The organism is Streptomyces sp. NPDC050560, from assembly GCF_044457285.1.
Taxonomy (GTDB): Bacteria; Actinomycetota; Actinomycetes; order Streptomycetales; family Streptomycetaceae; genus Streptomyces.
Window position 1 is genome coordinate 14,811 of sequence record NZ_JBITGT010000024.1, and the last position, 20,600, is coordinate 35,410.

The following is a 20,600-nucleotide window of genomic DNA, read 5'->3' on the forward strand; positions in this document are numbered from 1 at the left end:
TCCAGCTCCTACTGCTCGGGCTGCGCGGGCTGTTCGGGATCGCCCTGGCCGCCGCCGGGTTGGTCCCCGCCGTCGGCGTCCTGGTCGGCGTCCTGGTCGTTCTGGGGGGCTCCGGGGGTGACGGTCACGGTGACGGTGGGCGTCGGGGTGGTCTTGGGCGCGGGCGGCAGCACCTTGTCGCGCGGGTCCTTGCGGGGCGGCTGCACGACGACGCCGATGATGTCCAGCTTGGTGAAGGAGACGAAGGGCTGGACGAGGATCGTGCGGGTGAGGTCGCCGCCCGAGGGGTCGACCCGTACGACCTTGCCGACGGGGACGCCGGGCACGAAGGGGGTGTCCTTCTGGGAGCCGAAGGTGACGAGCCGTTCGCCTTTCTTCACGTCGGCCTTGCCGTTGAGGAGCTGGACGCGCAGCGGCTGGTCGCCGCCGCCGGAGGCGAAGCCCAGCTCGTCGGTGCTCTCCATGCGGGTGCCGACGGTGAAGTCGGGGTCGTTGGCGAGGAGCACGGTGGCGGTGCGGGGGCCGACGGTGGTGACACGGCCGACGAGGCCGTCGCCGTTGAGCACCGTCATGTCGCGCTTGAGACCGTCGCGGGAACCGGCGTCGATGGTGATGGTCCAGGAGAAGCCCTGAGCTGCTCCTATGCCGATGACCTGGGCGCCCTTGATGCCGTACTGCCCGGCCCCTGCCGTCGCCAGCATCTTGTCGAGCTGGCCGACCTTGCTGCGGGTGCGGGCGCTGCTGCCGAGCCTGGTCTTGAGGGCCGCGTTCTCGCGTTCGAGTTCGGCGATGCGGTCGTGGCGGCCGCCGGAGTCGCGGACGGCGGAGACCGCGTTGCCCACGGGGTCGACGACGCCGGCGACGCCGTCCTCGACGGGGCCGAAGACCGTGGCGGCGGCCTGCCTGGCGCCGTCCACCGGTGAGTCCTCGCCGCCCCGGATATCCACCGTGATCAGTGCGAACGCGATGGCGATCAGCAGCACCAGGAGCAGTCTGCTCTCTCGTGTGTCCCTCACGTGCGGCGGCCGTGCCTTCCTCGTCGGAATTCGTGGAGTTGCTGGAGTCGTGGTTTCTGCGGGGAGTCCGGTGGTTTTACGGCGGGTGGAGCGCCGGACTCTTCTCGCTTACGGATGGTGCTGGCGTTATGGACGTCGTTTGCTGTTCTTAACGTTTCGTGTGGCCGCCTGGTGTTCTGTTCCCGGCCGGCGGGTCGCCGTGTTCGCCGGCCGACTGCGCTTTTCTCCTGTTTACCGTCTTCCGCGGCCTTCCCGCCCCGCGGCGGTTCTCGCCGCCAATCAAGGAACCGCCGCACGGAGCGATTCGTCCGTACGGCGGATTCCCCGCGCCCGTGTCACCGCCGGGGCTGTGCGTCGAGCACCTGCTGGAGGGCCTCGAACTCCTCGACGCACTTCCCCGAGCCGAGCGCGACGCTGTCGAGTGGTTCCTCGGCGATGTGGATCGGCATGCCGGTCTCCCGGCGCAGCCGCTCGTCGAGCCCGCGCAGCATGGCGCCGCCGCCGGTGAGGACGATGCCGCGGTCCATCACGTCGCCCGACAGCTCGGGCGGGCACTTGTCGAGGGTGGTCTTGACCGCGTCCACGATCGCGTTGACGGGCTCTTCCATGGCCTTGCGGACCTCGCCCGCGGAGACCACCACGGTCTTCGGCAGGCCGGAGACCAGGTCCCGGCCGCGGATCTCGGTGTGTTCGTCGGAGTCGAGATCGTAGGCGGAGCCGATCGTGATCTTGATCTGTTCCGCGGTGCGCTCGCCCAGCAGGAGGGAGTACTCCTTCTTGATGTGCTGGATGATCGCGTTGTCCAGCTCGTCGCCCGCGACGCGGATCGACTGGGCTGTGACGATGCCGCCGAGCGAGATGACCGCGACCTCGGTGGTGCCGCCGCCGATGTCCACCACCATGTTCCCCGTGGCCTCGTGGACCGGGAGTCCCGAGCCGATGGCGGCCGCCATGGGCTCCTCGATGATGTGCACCTGGCGGGCGCCCGCCTGCGAGGACGCCTCGATCACGGCGCGCCGCTCGACGCCCGTGATGCCCGAGGGCACGCAGACGACGACCCGTGGCCTGGCGAGGTAGCGCCGCTTGTGGATCTTCAGGATGAAGTAACGGAGCATTCGCTCGGTGATCTCGAAGTCGGCGATCACGCCGTCCTTCAGCGGGCGCACGGCGACGATGTTGCCCGGCGTGCGGCCGATCATCTTCTTGGCTTCGGCACCGACCGCGAGGATGCCACCGGTATTGGTGTTGATCGCGACGACGGACGGCTCGTTGAGAACGATCCCCCGGCCCCTGACGTACACCAGCGTGTTGGCGGTCCCGAGGTCGACAGCCATGTCACGGCCGATGAACGACATCTTGTTCCCCATGAGGATGCGTCTGGCCTTCCCAGTTAAGCGTGTGAGGGCTATTACAGGTCGGCGAGGTGGGTGCTGAGTGGCGTGAAGGCTTCCATCGTAGTGCGGCCCGCACGCGCACTGTGCGAGGGTCGGCGCCCCACACAGCCCATGTCAGCAGATGGTCCGCCGCCTCGCTAAGAGAGACGTACCGATGGTGCCACGCGTTCCCCGGATCGGCACGCATATGCAAAGGCGTGGGCGGTTTTCGCCGCGCCGCAGGTCAGCGGCGGGCCGGGCTGACGGCCCGTCAGGAGGCGCGGAGGGTGTTTTTCCGGGAACGCGGGAGGCGCCCCCGGAAATCCGCCCGGAAGGGACATGATCGCTCAGGCGAGGCCGGGAAAGAAGATCTTCATCTCGCGCTGGGCCGACTCCTCGGAGTCGGAGGCGTGAATCAGGTTCTCCCGGGTGACCGTGCCGAAGTCGCCGCGGATGCTGCCCGGCGCGGCGGCGATGGGGTCGGTCGGCCCGGCGAGCTTGCGTACGCCCTCGATGACCCGCTCGCCCTCGACGACCAGCGCGACGACGGGGCCCGAGGACATGAACGCGAGCAGCGGCTCATAGAACGGCTTGCCGACGTGCTCCTCGTAGTGCTGCTCCAGGGTGTCCCGGTCGAGGGTGCGCAGTTCGAGTGCGGTGACTGTCCAGTCGGCCTTGCGCTCGATGCGTCCGATGATCTCACCGACCAGTGAGCGGCGGACCGCGTCGGGCTTGAGGAGGACAAGGGTGCGCTCGGTCACTGTGCTGCTCCTTCAGGTCACAGGGTTACGAGCGAAGGCTACCGCCCGTGGCCTGGCAGGGATTACGCACGGTGGGGCTGAGGGGACAGCCGGGCGGAGAGTGCAGGCACCGTGTCCTGGCGCGGTCTTCGGCCTGCGGGCACCGGGTCCCGGCCGGGTGTCAGAGGTGGCGCCGCGCGGCCTCGACGCTGTCGCCGCCGCTGGTGTTGAACGCGATGGCGGCCTGCGGGGCGTGCTTGCGCACCAGGTTCAGGGCCTCCTCGAACAGCGGGAGCAGTTGCTCCGTCTTGCGCAGTCCGCCGCCGACGACCACGACGTCCCAGGGCCGCTCGGCGAGCGCGGCGGCCAGCGTGGGCGCCGCGCTCTCGTCGAACTGCACGAGCGACATGCCCGCCTCGATCCCATACTCACCGAACCGCGCCAACTCGGCATCGAGCCCCGCCCGCAGAGCGTCCCCGTCGACACCGGGTATGCCTTGCGGGTCGTACCCGATCACCAGTACGGAAGCCATGAGCGAAGGCTATCCAACCCCCCCGACAAGCTCACCACCGGGTCGACCAAGCCCCTGAAGGGGCGCGGGGAACTGCGCACCCAGCCACGACGAGCCGTCGTCCGAAAACGCACCCCGCCCACCCCACCCCCGATCAGCCCATCACCTCACCGGGACGCGACACCCCCACCGGAGGCCCCCTCCCCGGAACCCCCCGGCTCCGCCCCCGCGAGGCGATTCCGCCGCTTCGCGGCATCAATCACGCGCCCATAGTGAATCGATGCCCACCACAGCCCCCCGAAGGCCACCCCGAGAAAGAACATCGCGGGCACCACGAACCCGGACCCGACCAGCGCGACCTGAAGCACCCAGCCCAGCGCAAGACCGCCGGGACGGCCCAGCACTGCGCACAGGAGCACGCAGAGCAGCATGGCGACCCCGCTCACCGTCCACACGGTGGCGCCCGTGAGATCGGGGTCCTTCATGGCCACGAGCCCGGCGAAGCCGATCACGAAGAACTCGCCGATGAGCGTCGAAGCGCAGAGCGTACGCACCCTCAGCCCCTCCCCAGCAGCAGCCTGGCGTCCCCGACGGTGAAGACGGAGCCGCTGACCAGCACCCCGGCCCCGGCGTACTCGCCCTCCTCCTCGGCGAGCGTGATGGCGGCCTCGATGGCGTCGTCGAGCCGGGGCTCCACCTGGACCCGCTCCTCGCCGAAGACCTCCACCGCGAGCGCGGCCAACGCGTCGGGGTCCATCGCGCGCGGCTGGGTGTGCCGGGTGACCACGACCTCGGTGAGCACCGGTTCGAACGCTTCGAGGAGGCCCTTGGCGTCCTTGCCCTCACTGACCCCGAGCACCCCGATCAGACGGCTGAAGCCGAAGACCTCGCCGACCGCGTCGGCGGCGGCGCGGGCGCCCGCGGGGTTGTGCGCGGCGTCCAGGATGACGGTCGGCGAGGTCCGTACGACCTCAAGACGGCCGGGCGAGGCCACCGAGGCGAACGCCTTGCGCACGGTTTCCAGGTCGAGGGTGCGCTCGTGCCGGGTGCCGACGCCGAAGAACGCCTCGACGGCGGCGAGCGCCACGGCGGCGTTGTGCGCCTGGTGGGCGCCGTGCAGCGGCAGGAAGACCTCCTCGTACGCGCCGCCGAGCCCGCGCAGCGTGACGAGCTGTCCGCCGACCGCGAGCTGCCGGTCGAGGACACCGAACTCCAGGCCCTCCCTGGCGACGGTGGCGTCCTGCCCCGCGGCGCGCTCCAGCAGCACCCGGGCGGCGTCCACCGGCTGCTGCGCCATGATCACGTGGGCGTCGTGCTTGATGATGCCGGACTTCTCGACGGCGATCTCGGCGGGCGTGCCGCCGAGCCGGTCCGTGTGGTCGAGGTCGATGGGGGTGATGACGGCGACCTGTCCGTCGATGACGTTGGTGGCGTCCCAGGTGCCGCCCATGCCGACCTCGACGACGGCGACGTCCACGGGCGCGTCCGCGAAGGCCGCGTACGCCATCGCGGTCAGCACCTCGAAGAAGGAGAGGCGGTACTCCTGGCGGGCGTCCACCATGTCGACGTACGGGGCGATGTCCCGGTAGGTCTCGATGAAGCGCTCGGCGCTGATGGCGGCGCCGTCCAGGCTGATGCGCTCGGTGATCGACTGCACATGGGGCGAGGTGTAGCGGCCGGTGCGCAGCTCGAAGGCGGTGAACAGGGCCTCGATCATGCGGGCCGTGGACGTCTTGCCGTTGGTGCCCGTGATGTGGACGGCCGGGTACGAGCGCTGGGGCTCGCCGAGCACGTCGAGCAGGGCGGCGATGCGCTCCACGGACGGGTCGAGCTTGGTCTCGCCCCAGCGGCCCGCCAGCTCCGTCTCGACCTCGCGCAGCGCCCTGTCGAGTTCGGGGTCGGCGGGCCTGGCGGGGATGTCGCCCTCGGGCGGGCCCGCCTGGGTGCGCAGGGTGCGGCTGCCGGCCTCGATCACGGCGAGGTCGGGGTCGCGGTCGGTCTCGGCGGCGACGATGTCGTCGAAACCGGTGTCGTCCGGGGTGCCGTGGTCGCCGTCGGGCGGGGGTTGCTCGCTCACGGGACCAGTCTACGAAGGGCGCGCCCATGCCGGGGAACGCCCCGGTGCCAAGGCGCGGCCCCACCGTGCGAAGGGGGGCCGCGGCCCTGGCGCGGTCAGGCCCTGGGCAGCGCTTCGAGCTGGCCGGTGAGGCGGGCGATGTCGGACTCGGCCTTGGCGAGCCGGGTGCGGATCTTGCCGACGACGTGCTCGGGCGCCTTGGCGAGGAACGCCTCGTTGCCGAGCTTGGCCTCGGCCTGGGCCTTCTCCTTCTCGGCGGCCCCGAGGTCCTTGCTGAGGCGCCCCCGCTCGGCGGCGACGTCGATGACCCCGGAGAGGTCGAGCGCGACGGTGGCGCCCGCGACGGGCAGGGTCGCGGTGGCCGTGAACGCCTCGCCCTCGGGCTGAAGCCGCAGCAGTTGCCGCAGCGCGGCCTCGTGCGCCGCCAGGGCGGTGCCGTCGAGGGTGAGCCTCGCGGGGACCCGCTGGCCGGGCTGCACCCCTTGGTCGGAGCGGAACCTGCGGACCTCGGTGGCGACCTCCTGGAGGGTGCGGATCTCCCGCTCGGCGTCCGCGTCGCGGAAGCCCGCGTCGGCCGGCCACTCGGCGACGACGAGGGACTCGCCGCCGGTGAGCGTGGTCCACAGGGTCTCGGTGACGAAGGGGACGACGGGGTGCAGCAGCCGCAGCGTCACATCGAGGACCTCGCCGAGGACGCGCCTGCTGACCCGCGCGGGCTCGCCGCCCGCCTGGAAGGTGGTCTTGGACAGCTCCACGTACCAGTCGAAGACCTCGTCCCAGGCGAAGTGGAACAGCGCCTCGGAGAGCTTTGCGAACTGGAAGTCCTCGTAGTACGCGTCGACCTCCGCGACGACCGCGCCGAGCCGGGACAGCACCCACCGGTCGGTGGCCTGCATCTCGGAGGGGGCGGGCAGCGGGCCCTCGACGGTGGCGCCGTTCATCAGGGCGAAGCGGGTCGCGTTCCAGATCTTGTTGGCGAAGTTGCGCGAGCCCTGGACCCAGTCCTCGCCGATGGGGACGTCGACCCCGGGGTTGGCGCCGCGTGCCAGGGTGAAGCGGAGCGCGTCGGAGCCGTACTTGTCCATCCAGTCGAGCGGATTGACCGCGTTGCCGAAGGACTTGGACATCTTCTTGCCGAACTGGTCACGGACCATGCCGTGCAGGGCGATGGTCGCGAACGGCGGGGTGCCGTCCATCGCGTAGGTGCCGAACATCATCATCCGCACGACCCAGAAGAAGAGGATGTCGTAGCCGGTGACGAGGACGGAGTTCGGGTAGAACTTCGCGAGGCTGTCGGTCTCCTCGGGCCAGCCCAGGGTGGAGAACGGCCACAGGGCGGAGGAGAACCAGGTGTCGAGGACGTCGGAGTCCTGGTACCAGCCCTCGCCCGTGGGCGGCTCGTCGTCGGGTCCGAGGCAGAGCGTCTCGCCCGCGGGCCCGTACCAGACGGGGATGCGGTGGCCCCACCAGAGCTGGCGTGAGATGCACCAGTCGTGGAGGTTGTCGACCCAGTCGAAGTAGCGCTTCTGCATCTCCTGGGGGTGGATGGCGACCCGGCCGTCGCGCACGGCGTCGCCCGCGGCCCTGGCGAGGGGGGCGACCTTGACCCACCACTGGAGCGAGAGGCGGGGTTCGACGGTGGTGTTGCAGCGCGAGCAGTGGCCGACGGAGTGGACGTACGGACGCTTCTCGGCGACGATCCGGCCCTCGGCGCGCAGCGCCGCGACGATGGCGCTGCGCGCCTCCATGCGGTCCTGGCCCTGGAAGGGGCCCGGGACGGTGATGACCGCGTGCTCGTCCATGACGGCGAGGGCGGGCAGGTCGTGCCTGCGGCCGATCTCGAAGTCGTTGGGGTCGTGCGCGGGGGTCACCTTGACGGCGCCGGTGCCGAACTCGGGGTCGACATGGGCGTCGGCGACGACCGGGATGGAGCGGTCGGTCAGCGGCAGCCTGAGGGTGCGGCCGACGAGGTGGCGGTAGCGCTCGTCGTCGGGGTGGACGGCGACGGCGGTGTCGCCGAGCATCGTCTCGGCGCGGGTGGTGGCGACGACCACACTGTCCTCGCCGTCGCCGTAGCGGATCGAGACCAGCTCGCCCTCGTCGTCCTGGTATTCGACCTCGATGTCGGAGAGCGCGGTCAGACAGCGCGGGCACCAGTTGATGATGCGCTCGGCGCGGTAGATCAGCTCGTCGTCGTAGAGCCGCTTGAAGATGGTCTGGACGGCGTGCGACAGGCCCTCGTCGAAGGTGAAGCGCTCGCGCTTCCAGGCGACGCCGTCGCCGAGGCGGCGCATCTGGCCCGAGATCTGGCCGCCGGAGCTCTCCTTCCACTGCCAGACCCGCTCGACGAACGCCTCGCGCCCCAGGTCCTGGCGGGACTTGCCCTCCTTGGCCAGCTCACGCTCGACGACGTTCTGAGTGGCGATGCCCGCGTGGTCCATGCCGGGCTGCCACAGCGTCTCGTAGCCCTGCATGCGCTTGCGGCGGGTGAGCGCGTCGATCAGGGTGTGCTCGAAGGCGTGGCCCAGGTGGAGGCTGCCCGTGACGTTCGGCGGGGGGATGACGATGGTGAACGGCGGCTTGTCGCTGCCCGCGTCGGCCTCGAAGTAACCCCGCTCGACCCAGCGCTCGTACAGCGGTCCCTCTACCTCAGCCGGGGCGTACTGGGTCGGCAGTTCGGTGGCGGGCGCTGGGTGCTGAGTGTTCTCGGTCACGGGCCAAGTCTAAGGGCGTGCGCCGACGGCTCCGTACCGCCTTTTCCCGGCGTCACGAGCACGTACGGAAACCAGCGGGTTTGGTAACGGTGCGGGACCCGCGTCCCCACATCCACGCCTCTTGAGCGAGGATGTCGGGAAGGAATGAGTTTTGGAGGGGGAATCCCGTCATGAGTCACAACCAGCCGGGCCCGTACGGCGGGCAGCCCCAGCAGCCCGGACCGTACGGCCAGCCGGGCCCCTACGGCCAGCAGCCGCAGGCTCCGCAGCCCGGCTACGGCTACCCGCAGCAGCCCCCGCAGCAGGGGCCCGGCTACGGGTACCCGCAGACGCCCCCGCAGCAGCCGCAGCAGCCCCCGTACGGGGGTCAGCCGGGCACGCAGCCGATGTACGGGCAGCAGCCCGGGCAGCAGAACCCGTACGGCCAGCAGCCTCCCTACGGGATGCCCCCGCAGCCCCCGGCGCCCGGCGGCGGCCGCAAGAAGACGGGAATCATCGTGGCCGTGGTGGTGGCGCTCGCCGTGATCGGCGGCGGTGCCTACTTCCTGACCTCCTCAGGCGACAGCGACGACAGCGCGAAGGGCGGCGGCAGCAACAGCAGCGACATCAAGGACGACGGGCCGCACAAGCTGGACAAGCCGCAGACCGTGCTCGACGAGTACAAGCTGGCGCCCGACTCGATGCTCGGCAGCACCGCCAAGTCGGAGAAGGTCGTGCAGGGCGTGGGCGTGGAGAACGAGGAGTCGGTGATCGGCGCCTACTCCACCGCCGACCTCAGCGGCTTCGACCCGAACGACCCCAACTCGATCCCGGACGACGCCGCGACCGCGAAGGGGCTCACCTTCATCGGCGCCTACGGCAAGATCTCCGACCCCGAGAAGACCCTGGACGCCTTCCTCGCGAAGATCGCGAAGACCACCGAGAGCGGCAACAGCACCGACGGCTCGTCCAAGACGACGCTGGAGGGCAAGCCGGAGCTTGTGCACCCCTCCGGTCTCGACAACGCGCTGATGAAGTGCCAGGCGGCGACGGCCACGTCGACGGACCCGACGACGCAGAAGAAGCAGTCCAAGACGGACTGGTACTGCGCGTGGAGCGACCGCAGCACGCTGGCGATGGTGTCGCCCGGCGACACCCAGCAGGGTGTCTCGAAGGACGCCGCCATCGAGAAGAGCGTCGGGCTGCGCAAGGAGATCCGCGTGGACATGTAGGCCCTGGGCGGCACCCGGGCACCGCGGGCGCGGGGCGCCGCCGGGGAGCCGCAGGGCAGTTGAGACGACGGGAGGGGCGCCGGGCCGTGAAGCCCGGCGCCCCTCCCGTCGGTTCGCGCCGCGGGTGGTGCGCCGCTCAGGCCGACTTCTGCTCGCCGGTGCCCCGGCCGCGCGCGTCCCTGGGGATCAGCGTCGGGTTGACGTGCGAGTGGACGACCTCGGCGGTGATGACGACGCGCGCGACGTCCTTGCGGGACGGCACCTCGTACATCACGGACTGGAGGACTTCCTCCATGATGGCGCGCAGCCCGCGTGCGCCGGTCTGGCGCAGGATCGCCTGGCTCGCGATGGCCTCCAGCGCCTCGCGCTCGAAGTCCAGTTCCACACCGTCGAGTTCGAACAGCCGCTGGTACTGCTTCACCAAGGCGTTGCGCGGCTCGACGAGGATCTGGAGGAGCGCCTTCAGGTCGAGGTTGTGCACGGAGGTGATGACGGGGAGGCGGCCGATGAACTCGGGGATCATGCCGAACTTGACCAGGTCCTCCGGCATGACGTCCTCGAACTGGTCCTTCTCCTCGCGCTCGCGCTTGGAGCGGATCGTGGCGCCGAAGCCGATGCCCTTGGCGCCCGCCCTGCCCTCGATGATCTTCTCAAGGCCCGCGAAGGCGCCGCCGACGATGAACAGGACGTTCGTCGTGTCGATCTGGATGAACTCCTGGTGCGGGTGCTTGCGCCCGCCCTGCGGCGGCACCGAGGCCGTGGTGCCCTCCAGGATCTTCAGCAGGGCCTGCTGGACGCCTTCGCCCGAGACGTCGCGCGTGATCGACGGGTTCTCGCTCTTGCGGGCGACCTTGTCGATCTCGTCGATGTAGATGATGCCCGTCTCGGCCTTCTTGACGTCGTAGTCGGCGGCCTGGATGAGCTTCAGCAGGATGTTCTCGACGTCCTCGCCGACGTAGCCGGCCTCGGTGAGGGCCGTGGCGTCGGCGATCGCGAAGGGGACGTTGAGCATCCGGGCCAGGGTCTGGGCGAGGAGGGTCTTGCCCGAGCCCGTGGGGCCCAGCAGGAGGATGTTGGACTTCGCCAACTCGATGGCGTCCTCGCGCCCCTGGGCCCCGCCGTTCTCCCCGGCCTGGACCCGCTTGTAGTGGTTGTACACCGCGACGGAGAGCGCCTTCTTCGCGGCCTCCTGGCCGACGACGTAGCTCTCCAGGAACTCGTAGATCTCGCGGGGCTTGGGCAGTTCCTCCCAGCGCACCTCGCTCGTCTCGGCGAGCTCCTCCTCGATGATCTCGTTGCAGAGGTCGATGCACTCGTCGCAGATGTACACACCGGGTCCTGCGATGAGCTTCTTGACCTGCTTCTGGCTCTTTCCGCAGAACGAGCACTTGAGCAGATCGCCGCCGTCACCGATGCGTGCCACGAGGTGCTTCCCCAATCGCCTGGGAGACGCCGCGCTCGGGCGACTCCTGGTGCCTCATATCCGACGGTACCTTGCCTGGCCCCCGGTTCGGGCCCCCCTTGGCACGGTTCATGTCTCGCGCGGTGCGCCAAGGGGGGAACCGCTGGTGTCGCCGGTCCTCAGGCGACGGTCGAGTTGTTCAGCTTCCGCGTCGACACGATCTGGTCCACCAGGCCGTACTCCAGGGCTTCCTCGGCCGTGAGGATCTTGTCGCGCTCGATGTCGTCGCGGATCTTCTCGATGGTGGTGGTCGAGTGCTTGGCGAGCATCTCCTCCATCTGGGACCGCATCCGGAGGATTTCGTTCGCGGCGATCTCCAGGTCGGACACCTGACCGCGACCCGTCTCACTGTACGGCTGGTGGATCAGCAGGCGCGCGTTGGGCAGGGCCATGCGCTTGCCGGAGGTGCCGGCGGCGAGCAGCACGGCGGCCGCGGAGGCGGCCTGGCCCATGCAGACGGTCTGGATGTCCGGCTTCACGAACTGCATGGTGTCGTAGATCGCGGTGAGCGCCGTGAAGGAGCCGCCCGGGCTGTTGATGTAGATCGAGATGTCGCGGTCGGGGTCCATCGACTCCAGGCACAGGAGCTGCGCCATGACGTCGTTGGCGGAGGCGTCGTCGATCTGCACGCCGAGGAAGATCACCCGCTCCTCGAAGAGCTTCGCGTACGGGTCGTACTCGCGCACGCCCTGCGAGGTGCGCTCGACGAAGCGGGGGATCACGTAACGCGACTCGGCGGTAGGGCCGGTGTACCTGGCCTGCTCCCGCTCGGCGCGCATACGGTCGTACAGGCCGCTGCCGGGGAAGTCGTTCACTTGGGTCTCCTAAGGGCTGAGGCGGTTGCGGTGGGCTTACGGGGCCGTGGCGCGCCGCGCGCGTGAGGCGCGGGCGGCCGGGCCCTCGTGGCGGGCCTCAGGCCCCCGTGCCGCCGCCGCCCGGCATTCCGGCGGCCGTGGGCATGATGTCGTCGATCAGGCCGTACTCCTTGGCCTCGATCGGGTCGAACCAGCGGTCGCGGTCCGAGTCCCGGGTCACCTGCTCGAAGCTCTGCCCGGTGTGCTGGGCGGTCAGCTCCGCCATGCGCTTCTTGGTGTGCAGCAGCCGCTCCGCGTGGATCTTGATGTCGGAGGCGGAGCCCGCGAGGCCCGCGGACGGCTGGTGGATCAGGATCTCGGCGTTGGGCAGCGCGAAGCGCTTGCCCGGGGTGCCGGCGCTGAGCAGGAACTGGCCCATGGAGGCCGCCATGCCCATCGCGATGGTCACCACGTCGTTCTTGATGTACTGCATGGTGTCGTAGATCGCCATGCCCGCCGTGATCGAGCCGCCGGGGCTGTTGATGTAGAGGAAGATGTCCTTCTCGGGGTCCGCGGCCAGAAGAAGCAACTGCGCGGTGATCTTGTTCGCGATGTCGTCGTCGACCGGCTGGCCGAGGAAGATGATCCGCTCGTTGAGCAGCCGGTTGTACACCTGGTCGCCGAGGCCACCGCCGATGGAGGGCTCACCGGCGGCGGAGGGCATCACATTCGTCACGTATCCACCTGCTCGTCTTGCGACGGCGCCGGGCCGTCTCACGTCTCCTGCGGGGCGGCGGGGCCCCTGCCGTGCCGCCGTGCGGCGGGCTCGCGGGACTCCCCTGCCCTCGTACTGAAGGACCCTAACGCGCAGGCAGGCGGGTGCCATCCCGGTCGGGGAACTGTTCGCTGTCAGCGCAGGTCGCCCCTGCGGGGTGGGGGCATGTCGGTTCGCCTGGGCGGCGGGCCTCCTCGCCTGGCGGCGGGCCGGGCCGTCCTCGCCTTGCGGCGGGCTCCCTCGCCTGGCGGCGGGCTTCCTTCGCCTCGCGGCGGGCCGGGGGTGGTTCGCCTTGCGGCGGGGGGCGTTCGGAGCGGGACTGGGTTCTTCGTGTGCGTGTGCGTGTGCGGGTGGGGGCGTGGGTGTCGGGGGGCGGGGTGAGTGGGGATTCCGCCGGACACTCGCCGTGGGGGTTGAGCGCCGTTGCGGCGGAGGAGGGGTGGGGAGGAGGGGCGGAGGGAGGAGGGGTGGGCGGAGGAGGGGCGGAGGGAGGAGAGGCGGGCGGAGGAGAGGCGGGGTGGGGTGGGCGGAGGAGGAGTGAGGAGAGGAGAGGTGGGCGGAGGAGAGGAGGAGTGGGCGGAGGAAGGGTGGGCGGAGAAGGGGTGGGGGCGCCACGCCCCCCTGTGGGCTCTCTGGCGGTCTCAGGAGCCCCCGGAGCGCCCGGCCCCCGGGAAACCCCACACGTCGCGCAAATGGCCTTCAGGCGGCCTCCTGGAGGCGCGGGGGCGTCTGTCGGTGGCGCGGACACGGCGAAGGGGGCCCGCGCCGGTGGCGTGGGCCCCCTTCGGGGGGTGTCGGGGGTCAGCTCTCCGGCTTGTCCTCCGGGGTCGCCTCCACGGCAGCGGGGGTCTCCGCTTCGGCCGGCTCGGCCAGCTCGGTGGACTCGGCGGCCTCGGCCGCCTCTTCCTCCTCGTCGCTGAGGTCGACGACCTCGCCGTTGGTGTCCTTGACCGTCGCCGCCTCGACGACGACCGCGAGCGCCTTGCCGCGGGCGACCTCGCCGACCAGCATCGGGACCTGGCCGCCCTCGACGACGGCCTGGGCGAACTGGTCGGGGGACATGCCGGAGGAGGCCGCGCGTCGCATGAGGTGCTCGGTCAGCTCCTCCTGGTTGACGTTGAGCTTCTCCTTGTTGACCAGCTCGTCGAGGACGAACTGGGTCTTGATGCCCTTGACCGCCGCGTCCTTGGTCTCGGTCTCGAACTCTTCCTCGGTCTTGCCCTGGATCTCCAGGTACTTCGCGAGGTCGAGGCCCATCTGCCCGAGCTGGTGGTGCTCCAGGTTGTGCTTGCGGGTGTTGACCTCGTCCTCAAGCAGCTTCTCGGGGACGGGCACCTCGACGAGGTCGAGCAGCTTGTCGAGCACGCGCTCCTGGGCCTGGGTGGCCTGGTCGTACTGGCGCGTGTTCTCCAGCCGGTCCCGGCTGTCCTTGCGCAGCTCGTCGAGCGTGTCGAACTCTGAGGCGAGCTGGGCGAAGTCGTCGTCGAGCTCGGGCAGCTCGCGCTTGGCGACCTGGCTGACCTTGACCTTGACCTCGGCCTCCTTGCCCGCGGCGGAGCCGCCCTTCAGCTCGGAGGTGAAGGTGGCCTCCCCACCGGCCTCGACGCCCTTGACCGCATCGTCGATGCCGTCGAGCAGCTCGCCGGAGCCGATGGTGTACGAGACGTCGCTGGCCAGGCCGTCCTCAAGGACCTCGCCGTCGACCTTGGCCTCCAGGTCGAGGGTGACGACGTCGCCGTCCTCGGCGGCGCGCTCGACCGGCGCGGTGGTGGCGAAGCGCTCGCGCAGCTCCTCGACGGCCTTGTCGACGTCCTCCTCGGTGACCTCGATGGCGTCGACCTCGACCTCGATGCCGGAGTAGTCCGGGATCTCCAGGGTCGGGCGGACGTCGACCTCGGCGGTGAAGGAGAGCAGTTCGCCGTCCTTCAGCTCGGTGATGTCGACCTCGGGCTGGCCGAGGACGTTCAGGTCACCTTCCTGGACCGCGTCGGTGTAGAACTTCGGGAGCGCCTCGTTGACGGCCTCGCTCAGCACGCTGTCGCGGCCGAACCGCTGGTCGATGATCCGTGCCGGGATCTTGCCCTTGCGGAAGCCCGGCACCGACACCTGGTCGTTGATCTTCTTGTACGCCGCGTCGAGGCTGGGCTTGAGCTCCTCGAAGGGCACCTCGACAGTGAGCCGAACCCGAGTCGGGTTCAGGGTCTCCACGGCGCTCTTCACGGTTCGGTCTCCTTGTGGCTGACATCTTGGGGTGTGCGCGGGACACGCTGGCGCGTGAGTCGCGACTCGGCCCTGTCCCCCGCGGGAGCTTCCGACGGCCGTCCGACGGCGTCGTGGAGGTGCGCGGACACACGGGCACGCAGCTTGCATAGTAACCGCGCGTGGCACGCGGCCCACAAGATGATCATGGCCCGAGGCCGATGGTCGGGGTGGCGGGATTTGAACCCACGGCCTTCCGCTCCCAAAGCGGACGCGCTACCAAGCTGCGCCACACCCCGTTCGGTGCGACACGTAGGGTACATGGCCGCAGGCAGTGCGGCCGCCGCATTCCGGGGAGCGCCCCGGAGCGCGCCCGGCGGCCGGGCCCGTACGCGCGGGCGGACGGGACGGCGGGAGGCCCGGGGCGTTCGGGAAGCGGTGTGCGGGCCCGGCGCAGGACCGGCTACGATGCATCCGTGCCGCGGGGCCCACGGGCCCTTCACGGTGCGTTTCGCGGGCGTAGCTCAATGGTAGAGCCCTAGTCTTCCAAACTAGCTACGCGGGTTCGATTCCCGTCGCCCGCTCCAATGCACGATCGCGAACCCCTCGTCCGCGGGCGGGGAGGGCTTCCCGAGGGCCGGTTCCGGGCGTTCCCGGACGGCCCTTTTGCGTTTTCCGGACACTTTTCGTCCCCGGGTCGTCCCCGATCGGGACAGTTTTCGTCTCCGGTCGGGACAGTTTCTGTCCCGCCCGTGCCGCCGCCGGTCCCCCTCGCCTCTACGCGACGCGCTCGCCCGTACGCGCGCATGCGTGCGTACGGGCTCGGGCATACGGGGCCGGACCGCCCGGGCCGCGCCGGGAGCGGACCGGGCGGGCGGGTGCGAGGGGGCCCGCCGGGGGACGGCGGCGGGTGGCGGGGCGGCCGGGGCGGGGAGTGCCCGCGGCGCCCGGATCAGAAACTGATCTGGTTGATGGTGTCCGCTATCGAGTCCAGGAAGCGCTGGATCGACGGGGCCATGCCGGTCGACGCGAGGAAGAACCCGAAGAGGACGGCGACCACGGCCGGGCCCGCCTTCAGCGATCCTCCGCGCACCAGGACGACGAGGACAATCGCCAACAGAAGCACCACAGACAGAGAAATGGCCACAACTGATCACACACCCTAGGTCGGTCGCTCTCCCGGCCCGGGGGGTACGACCCCGTACTCCCCCGCCACAGTCATCGTGCCACCAACGCGCCCGCGCTATGCGACGGGTGACACAACGTTGGCACCCCGCGCCGGGAGTTGCGCCTGCAAGCAGGCGCGTTCACGCCACTCCGCCGTCACACCAGACACACGCGCGACTCGTCCACCGTGCGTGTCACGCGCCCCGTCCCGCGCCGCCGCACGGCGGCCCGCAGCCGCCCAAGATCGGGAATTGGCGGGCGTCCCCGGATACCGGGGAAAGGCCGCGGAGGCGGCGTGGGCGGGCGCGGCCGGTAAATGGCGAAGGGGCCGCGGGAGTTCGGGCGCCGGTCACAGACAATTCACAGGGGGCACACAACGCCGACCACGGCGACCGGGGTCGATCATGTGGCGTGGAACACAGCGCGAATACGGCCCCGCCGCCGATGACTTCGCGAATCCCGGGTAGCCGCGTACGGGTAACCAGGGCAACCCCCGGAATACACCCGGGGTTTTACTGACTCGCCGCCTCGACGCTAGGGTGCTTCGAATGTTCCTCGCCGCCATCATCCCCGGAACGGACAGATCGCCGACAGCGGCCCCGCACTGCCGACGGGAGGTCCCGTGACGCACTCGCTGCGCCCCCACGGCAGCGGAGGGACACCGCTTCCCCCGGAGCAGGCCGTAAGGCCCGAGGCCCCCGGGGACACGGAACAGACGCCACAGGACCGGCAGGGACGGGCCGGCGGCCGCCGGGCAGACGCCTCGGGCAGGGGCTCGGCGGGCGGGAAGCCACAGCCGGGCCGGGCCAGGGACGCGTTCTTCGACAACGCGAAGTTCCTGGCGATCGTACTGGTCGCGGTCGCCCATTCCTGGGAGCCGCTGCGGGACGGAAGCCGGGCCGTCACCGGCCTCTATATCTTTGTCTATGCCTTCCACATGCCCGCGTTCATCATCATCTCCGGCTATTTCTCGCGCAGCTTCGACACCCGCCCCGACCGGCTGCGCAGGCTGGTCACGGGGGTCGCGGTTCCGTATATCGTCTTCGAGACCGCCTATCCACTGTTCAAACGGTGGGGTGATCACTCGCCGTCACAGGACATCAGCCTGCTGGAGCCGTATTTCCTGACCTGGTTCCTGGTGGCGCTGTTCATCTGGCGGCTGACCTCCCCGATCTGGCGCTCCATGCGCTGGCCGCTCCCGGTGGCCCTCGCCATCGCCATGGCGGCCTCGGTCACGCCGAGCATCACCGACGGCCTGAACCTCCAGCGGGTCTGCCAGTTCCTGCCGTACTTCGTCCTCGGACTGATCCTTCGGCCCGAACACTTCGCACTGCTGCGCCAGCGAACCGCACGCGTGATCGCGGTCCCCGTGATGCTGTGCGCGGCCGTGTTCGCGTACTGGGCGGCCCAGCACATGAACGACGCCTGGCTCTTCCACCGCGACGCCGCCCAGGAGCTGGGCGCGCCCTGGTGGGCCGGGATCGTGATGACGCTCGCGGTGTTCGGCTGCTCGCTGGTGCTCACCGCCTGCTTCCTCGCCCTGGTGCCGAGCCGCAAGACCTGGTTCACGGCGCTGGGCGCGGGCACGCTCTGCGGCTATCTGCTGCACGGGTTCGTGATCAAGGCGGCGCAGTACTACGGCTGGTACGACGACCACCCGATCGTGCACGACCCCGTCGGCGAGATCATGGTGAGCCTCTTCGCGGCGGTGCTGATCACGCTGCTGTGCACGCCGCCGGTGCGCCGGGTGTTCCGGTTCGTCGTGGAGCCCGAGATGAAGTGGGCGTTCAAGAAGGAGGCCGCGGGCCCTCCCCCGCGCCCGAAGACACCCGCCTCCTCCTGAGAGACCCCGGCCCCACGTGGCCCCGTAAGTGCCCCTCGCCCGCCGCGGGTGAGGGGCACACGCGCGTGTGGCGCGGCGGCGCTCCCGCGCGGGCGGCGCTCACGCGCGTGCCGGGGGGGGTCAGCCGTGGCGGCAGATCAGCAGCAGGGCGCGGTCGTCGTTGACGTCCTTGGCGACCGCCTCGATGAGGTGCCAGGCGGCGCCGTGGAAGCCGCCGGCGACATAGCGGTCGGCCTCGCCCGTGAGGCGGTCGATGCCCTCCGCGATGTCCCGTTCCGCCGTCTCCACCAGGCCGTCCGTGAACAGCATCAGGACATCCCCAGGCCGCAGCGTGCCCTTCGTGGGGTCGAACTGCGCCCCGTCGTACACCCCGAGGAGCGGCCCCTCCGCGGACATCTCCTCCCAGCGCCCCGTGCCCGCGTGGAGCTGGAGGCCCGGCGGATGGCCCGCGGAGAACAGCTCGTAGTCGCCCGACTCCAGGTCGAGGACGAGGTGAATGGAGGTCGCGAAGCCCTCGTCCCAGTCCTGGCGCAGCAGATAGCCGTTGGCGGCGGGCAGGAAGGCATGCGGCGGCAGCGAGCCGAGCAGGCCGCCGAACGCCCCGGAGAGCAGCAGCGCGCGGGAGCCCGCGTCCATGCCCTTGCCCGACACGTCGGTCAGCACGACCTCAAGGGTCCGGCCACCGCCGGTGCGCGCCGCGACCACGAAGTCGCCCGAAAACGACTGCCCGCCCGCCGGGCGCAGCGACATCTCCCGGTGCCAGCCGGGCGGGAGTTTCGGCAGTTTGCTCTGTACCCTGATGCGTTCACGGAGGTCGAAGAGCATGGTCCCGCCGCGCCGCCACGGCACCCCGACGCGGCTGCGGAACTGCGCGATGAGCAGCCCGAAGAGGCCGGAGGCCGCCACCACGAACACCACGCCCGGCGTGACCCTGGAGGGCCCCTCCGTATACGGTCCGAGGCGCACCGACTCCACGATGAGCGCGACGGCCGCGGCCGCGTAGAGGCCGAGCAGGCTGGCGGGGCGCAGCAGCAGGCCGCCGGTGACGATGGGCAGCACCAGCAGCGCCGGCTCGCACCAGATCGGGTTGAAGAGGGTGCAGGCCGTGAGGAACGGAATGGTCAGCAGCAGGCCGACGAGGGCGATCCAGTCGGAGCCGTCGCCGCGGAAGTAGTCGACGCCGGACTTGCGCAGGCCGGTACGGACCCGGTGGAACCGTCTCTTCAACCGGGCCGGGAACGTTTCCGCTGCCGCGCGTCGTCCTGCCATCGCTCGTGGACCCTATCCAGCGAGGCGCCCCCTGTGCACGGGCGGGTTGGGCGCTCCCCCGCCGCGACCGGCGTTCTCCGGCCGCGTCGGCGCGGCGCGTACGGGCCCGCGCGGGGCGCGCGTGCCGCTCCGCGGCGGGGCCGGTGAGCGGCGAAAACTCGCTCGCTGCCGCGGGGGCGGCCCTGGTAGGGATGCCCTCATGGGAACGGAGATTCGAGAACTCAAGCAGAGCGACTGGGCGGTCTGGTTCGCCACCCTGGAGCGGGCGTTCGGCGGTGTGCCCGAGCCGCCGGAGGAGCACGCGCTGCGGAACGCGCTCACGGAACTCGACCGTTCGCTCGGGATATGGGACGGCGCGGACTGCGTCGGCACCTCGGTCGTCAACAGCTTCCGGGTCACCGTGCCCGGCGCCGCGGCCGTCCCGGCCGGGGGTCTCACCATGGTCAGCGTCGCGGCCACGCACCGCCGCAGGGGGCTGCTGACGGGCATGATCCGGCGGCAGTTGGCGGACATGCGCTCCCGTGGCGAGCCGCTGGCGGTCCTGTACGCCTCGGAGCCCGCGATCTACGGCCGCTTCGGCTTCGGCCTCGCGACCAGGGAGATATCGCTGAGCATCGACACCCACCGGGTGCGGCCCGCCGTCCCCGAGGGCACCGACGGCGTACGGCTGCAGTACGCGGCGCCCGCCGACGTGCTGGACGAGTGCGAGGCCCTGTACGCCCGTCTTGCGGCCGAACGGCCCGGGATGCTGGTGCGGATGCCCGGCTGGGAGCGGCTGCCGCTCCTGGACCCGCCCGCGGCCCGTCAGGGCGCCTCGCCGCTCCAGTGCGTCCTCGCGGAGCGGGAAGGCGAGCCGCTCGGCTACGTCCGCTTCCGGCACCGTCCCGAGTCGGACGAGAAGGGCCCGAAGGGGGCGCTCGAAGTCCGGGACCTGGACGCGGTGGAGCCCGCGGCGTACGCGGCGCTGTGGCGGTTCCTGTTCGACGTGGACCTGACGTCGTGGGTGCGGGCCCGCAGCCGCCCCGTGGACGACGCGGTGCTGCACCTGGTGTCCGACGTGCGGCGCTGCTCGCCCCGGCTGCGGGACGCGCTGTACCTGCGCCTGGTGGACGTCGCGGGGGCGCTGCGCACGCGCGCGTACCGGGCGCCCGTGGACGTGGTGCTGGCGGTCGACGACCCGTTCTGCCCGTGGAACGAGGGGCGGCTGCGGCTGAGCGGCGACACCGGGGGCGCGGTGTGCGAGCCCACCCGGGACCCGGCCGACCTGGCGCTGTCGGCGCGTGACCTGGGCTCGGCGTACCTCGGCGGCCTCTCGCTCACGGAGCTGGCGGCGGCGGGCCGGGTGGTGGAGCTGCGGCCGGGTGCGCTGGCGCGCGCGTCGCTCGCGTTCGGCTCCGACGTCGCGCCGTGGGCCGCCCACGACTTCTGACGGCACGCGCGCGTGCCGTC

Annotated in this window: 16 protein-coding genes and 2 tRNA genes; 4 read left to right on the forward strand and 14 right to left on the reverse strand. The window is 70.8% G+C overall.

What is annotated here, in order from left to right; genetic code table 11:
• Positions 1–8: 8 nt before the first annotated feature.
• From mreC to ACIBIW_RS35135, 7 genes are all read right to left on the reverse strand, one after another.
• Entirely contained in the window at positions 9–1,016 is a 1,008-nt protein-coding gene (mreC, locus tag ACIBIW_RS35105; RefSeq protein WP_399342338.1) for a rod shape-determining protein MreC, read from the reverse strand.
• A gap of 335 nt (positions 1,017–1,351) precedes the next feature.
• Positions 1,352–2,371 (reverse strand): rod shape-determining protein, encoded by a 1,020-nt coding sequence (locus tag ACIBIW_RS35110; RefSeq protein ID WP_399342408.1) that lies wholly within the window; start codon positions 2,369–2,371, stop codon positions 1,352–1,354.
• 365 nt (positions 2,372–2,736) lie between these two features.
• A complete protein-coding gene (gene ndk / locus ACIBIW_RS35115) occupies positions 2,737–3,150 on the reverse strand; it encodes a nucleoside-diphosphate kinase (protein ID WP_399342340.1) in 414 nt (137 codons plus the stop codon).
• A gap of 160 nt (positions 3,151–3,310) precedes the next feature.
• Positions 3,311–3,661 (reverse strand): hypothetical protein, encoded by a 351-nt coding sequence (locus ACIBIW_RS35120; RefSeq protein WP_399342342.1) that lies wholly within the window; start codon positions 3,659–3,661, stop codon positions 3,311–3,313.
• A gap of 146 nt (positions 3,662–3,807) precedes the next feature.
• Positions 3,808–4,194: a DUF4233 domain-containing protein gene (locus ACIBIW_RS35125; RefSeq protein WP_399342344.1), complete on the reverse strand. Its 387-nt coding sequence runs from the start codon at positions 4,192–4,194 to the stop codon at positions 3,808–3,810.
• A 2-nt stretch (positions 4,195–4,196) separates the two neighbouring features.
• Positions 4,197–5,717: a bifunctional folylpolyglutamate synthase/dihydrofolate synthase gene (locus ACIBIW_RS35130; RefSeq protein WP_399342345.1), complete on the reverse strand. Its 1,521-nt coding sequence runs from the start codon at positions 5,715–5,717 to the stop codon at positions 4,197–4,199.
• Between the two features lie 95 nt (positions 5,718–5,812).
• Positions 5,813–8,431: a valine--tRNA ligase gene (locus ACIBIW_RS35135; protein ID WP_399342347.1), complete on the reverse strand. Its 2,619-nt coding sequence runs from the start codon at positions 8,429–8,431 to the stop codon at positions 5,813–5,815.
• Between the two features lie 170 nt (positions 8,432–8,601).
• Here ACIBIW_RS35135 and ACIBIW_RS35140 point away from each other — a divergent pair, with 170 nt between their 5' ends.
• Positions 8,602–9,642: a hypothetical protein gene (locus ACIBIW_RS35140; protein ID WP_399342348.1), complete on the forward strand. Its 1,041-nt coding sequence runs from the start codon at positions 8,602–8,604 to the stop codon at positions 9,640–9,642.
• A 136-nt stretch (positions 9,643–9,778) separates the two neighbouring features.
• On the opposite strand, the gene clpX is transcribed toward ACIBIW_RS35140, so the two are convergent.
• The 5 genes from clpX to ACIBIW_RS35165 all read right to left on the reverse strand — a co-directional run bounded on the left by clpX (position 9,779) and on the right by ACIBIW_RS35165 (position 15,171).
• The gene (clpX, locus tag ACIBIW_RS35145; RefSeq protein WP_399342350.1) at positions 9,779–11,065 is read right to left on the reverse strand and encodes an ATP-dependent Clp protease ATP-binding subunit ClpX; all 1,287 of its coding nucleotides are present in this window, start codon (positions 11,063–11,065) and stop codon (positions 9,779–9,781) included.
• A 158-nt stretch (positions 11,066–11,223) separates the two neighbouring features.
• Entirely contained in the window at positions 11,224–11,919 is a 696-nt protein-coding gene (locus tag ACIBIW_RS35150; protein WP_399342351.1) for an ATP-dependent Clp protease proteolytic subunit, read from the reverse strand.
• Between the two features lie 97 nt (positions 11,920–12,016).
• Positions 12,017–12,622, reverse strand: coding sequence for an ATP-dependent Clp protease proteolytic subunit (locus ACIBIW_RS35155; RefSeq protein ID WP_399342410.1), 606 nt, complete (start codon positions 12,620–12,622; stop codon positions 12,017–12,019).
• Between the two features lie 852 nt (positions 12,623–13,474).
• Entirely contained in the window at positions 13,475–14,893 is a 1,419-nt protein-coding gene (gene tig / locus ACIBIW_RS35160) for a trigger factor (protein WP_399342352.1), read from the reverse strand.
• Between the two features lie 201 nt (positions 14,894–15,094).
• Positions 15,095–15,171, reverse strand: a tRNA-Pro gene (locus ACIBIW_RS35165).
• Positions 15,172–15,385: 214 nt separating this feature from the next.
• Between ACIBIW_RS35165 and ACIBIW_RS35170 the strand changes: the two genes are divergently transcribed.
• Positions 15,386–15,459, forward strand: a tRNA-Gly gene (locus ACIBIW_RS35170).
• Positions 15,460–15,824: 365 nt separating this feature from the next.
• Here the strand turns inward: ACIBIW_RS35170 and ACIBIW_RS35175 are convergent.
• Positions 15,825–16,019 carry a hypothetical protein gene (locus tag ACIBIW_RS35175; RefSeq protein ID WP_399342353.1) on the reverse strand — a complete coding sequence of 65 codons (195 nt, stop codon included), beginning with the start codon at positions 16,017–16,019 and terminating at the stop codon, positions 15,825–15,827.
• A gap of 642 nt (positions 16,020–16,661) precedes the next feature.
• Between ACIBIW_RS35175 and ACIBIW_RS35180 the strand changes: the two genes are divergently transcribed.
• Entirely contained in the window at positions 16,662–17,882 is a 1,221-nt protein-coding gene (locus ACIBIW_RS35180; protein ID WP_399342354.1) for an acyltransferase family protein, read from the forward strand.
• Between the two features lie 120 nt (positions 17,883–18,002).
• Here ACIBIW_RS35180 and ACIBIW_RS35185 read toward each other — a convergent pair whose 3' ends face one another.
• Complete coding sequence (locus tag ACIBIW_RS35185; protein ID WP_399342356.1) at positions 18,003–19,151, reverse strand: PP2C family protein-serine/threonine phosphatase; 1,149 nt, start codon at positions 19,149–19,151, stop codon at positions 18,003–18,005.
• Between the two features lie 199 nt (positions 19,152–19,350).
• Here ACIBIW_RS35185 and ACIBIW_RS35190 point away from each other — a divergent pair, with 199 nt between their 5' ends.
• On the forward strand, positions 19,351–20,580 hold the full coding sequence (locus tag ACIBIW_RS35190) for a GNAT family N-acetyltransferase (RefSeq protein WP_399342358.1): 1,230 nt from the start codon (positions 19,351–19,353) through the stop codon (positions 20,578–20,580).
• Positions 20,581–20,600: the final 20 nt, after the last annotated feature.

Excerpts from the sequence above, each read along its gene's own strand:
- ACIBIW_RS35140 (WP_399342348.1), top strand. The coding sequence starts at position 8,602 with ATGAGTCACAACCAGCCGGGCCCGTACGGCGGGCAGCCCCAGCAGCCC.
- ACIBIW_RS35110 (WP_399342408.1), bottom strand. The coding sequence starts at position 2,371 with ATGTCGTTCATCGGCCGTGACATGGCTGTCGACCTCGGGACCGCCAAC.
- ACIBIW_RS35190 (WP_399342358.1), top strand. The coding sequence starts at position 19,351 with ATGGGAACGGAGATTCGAGAACTCAAGCAGAGCGACTGGGCGGTCTGG.
- ACIBIW_RS35120 (WP_399342342.1), bottom strand. The coding sequence starts at position 3,661 with ATGGCTTCCGTACTGGTGATCGGGTACGACCCGCAAGGCATACCCGGT.
- ACIBIW_RS35155 (WP_399342410.1), bottom strand. The coding sequence starts at position 12,622 with ATGCCCTCCGCCGCCGGTGAGCCCTCCATCGGCGGTGGCCTCGGCGAC.
- ACIBIW_RS35185 (WP_399342356.1), bottom strand. The coding sequence starts at position 19,151 with ATGGCAGGACGACGCGCGGCAGCGGAAACGTTCCCGGCCCGGTTGAAG.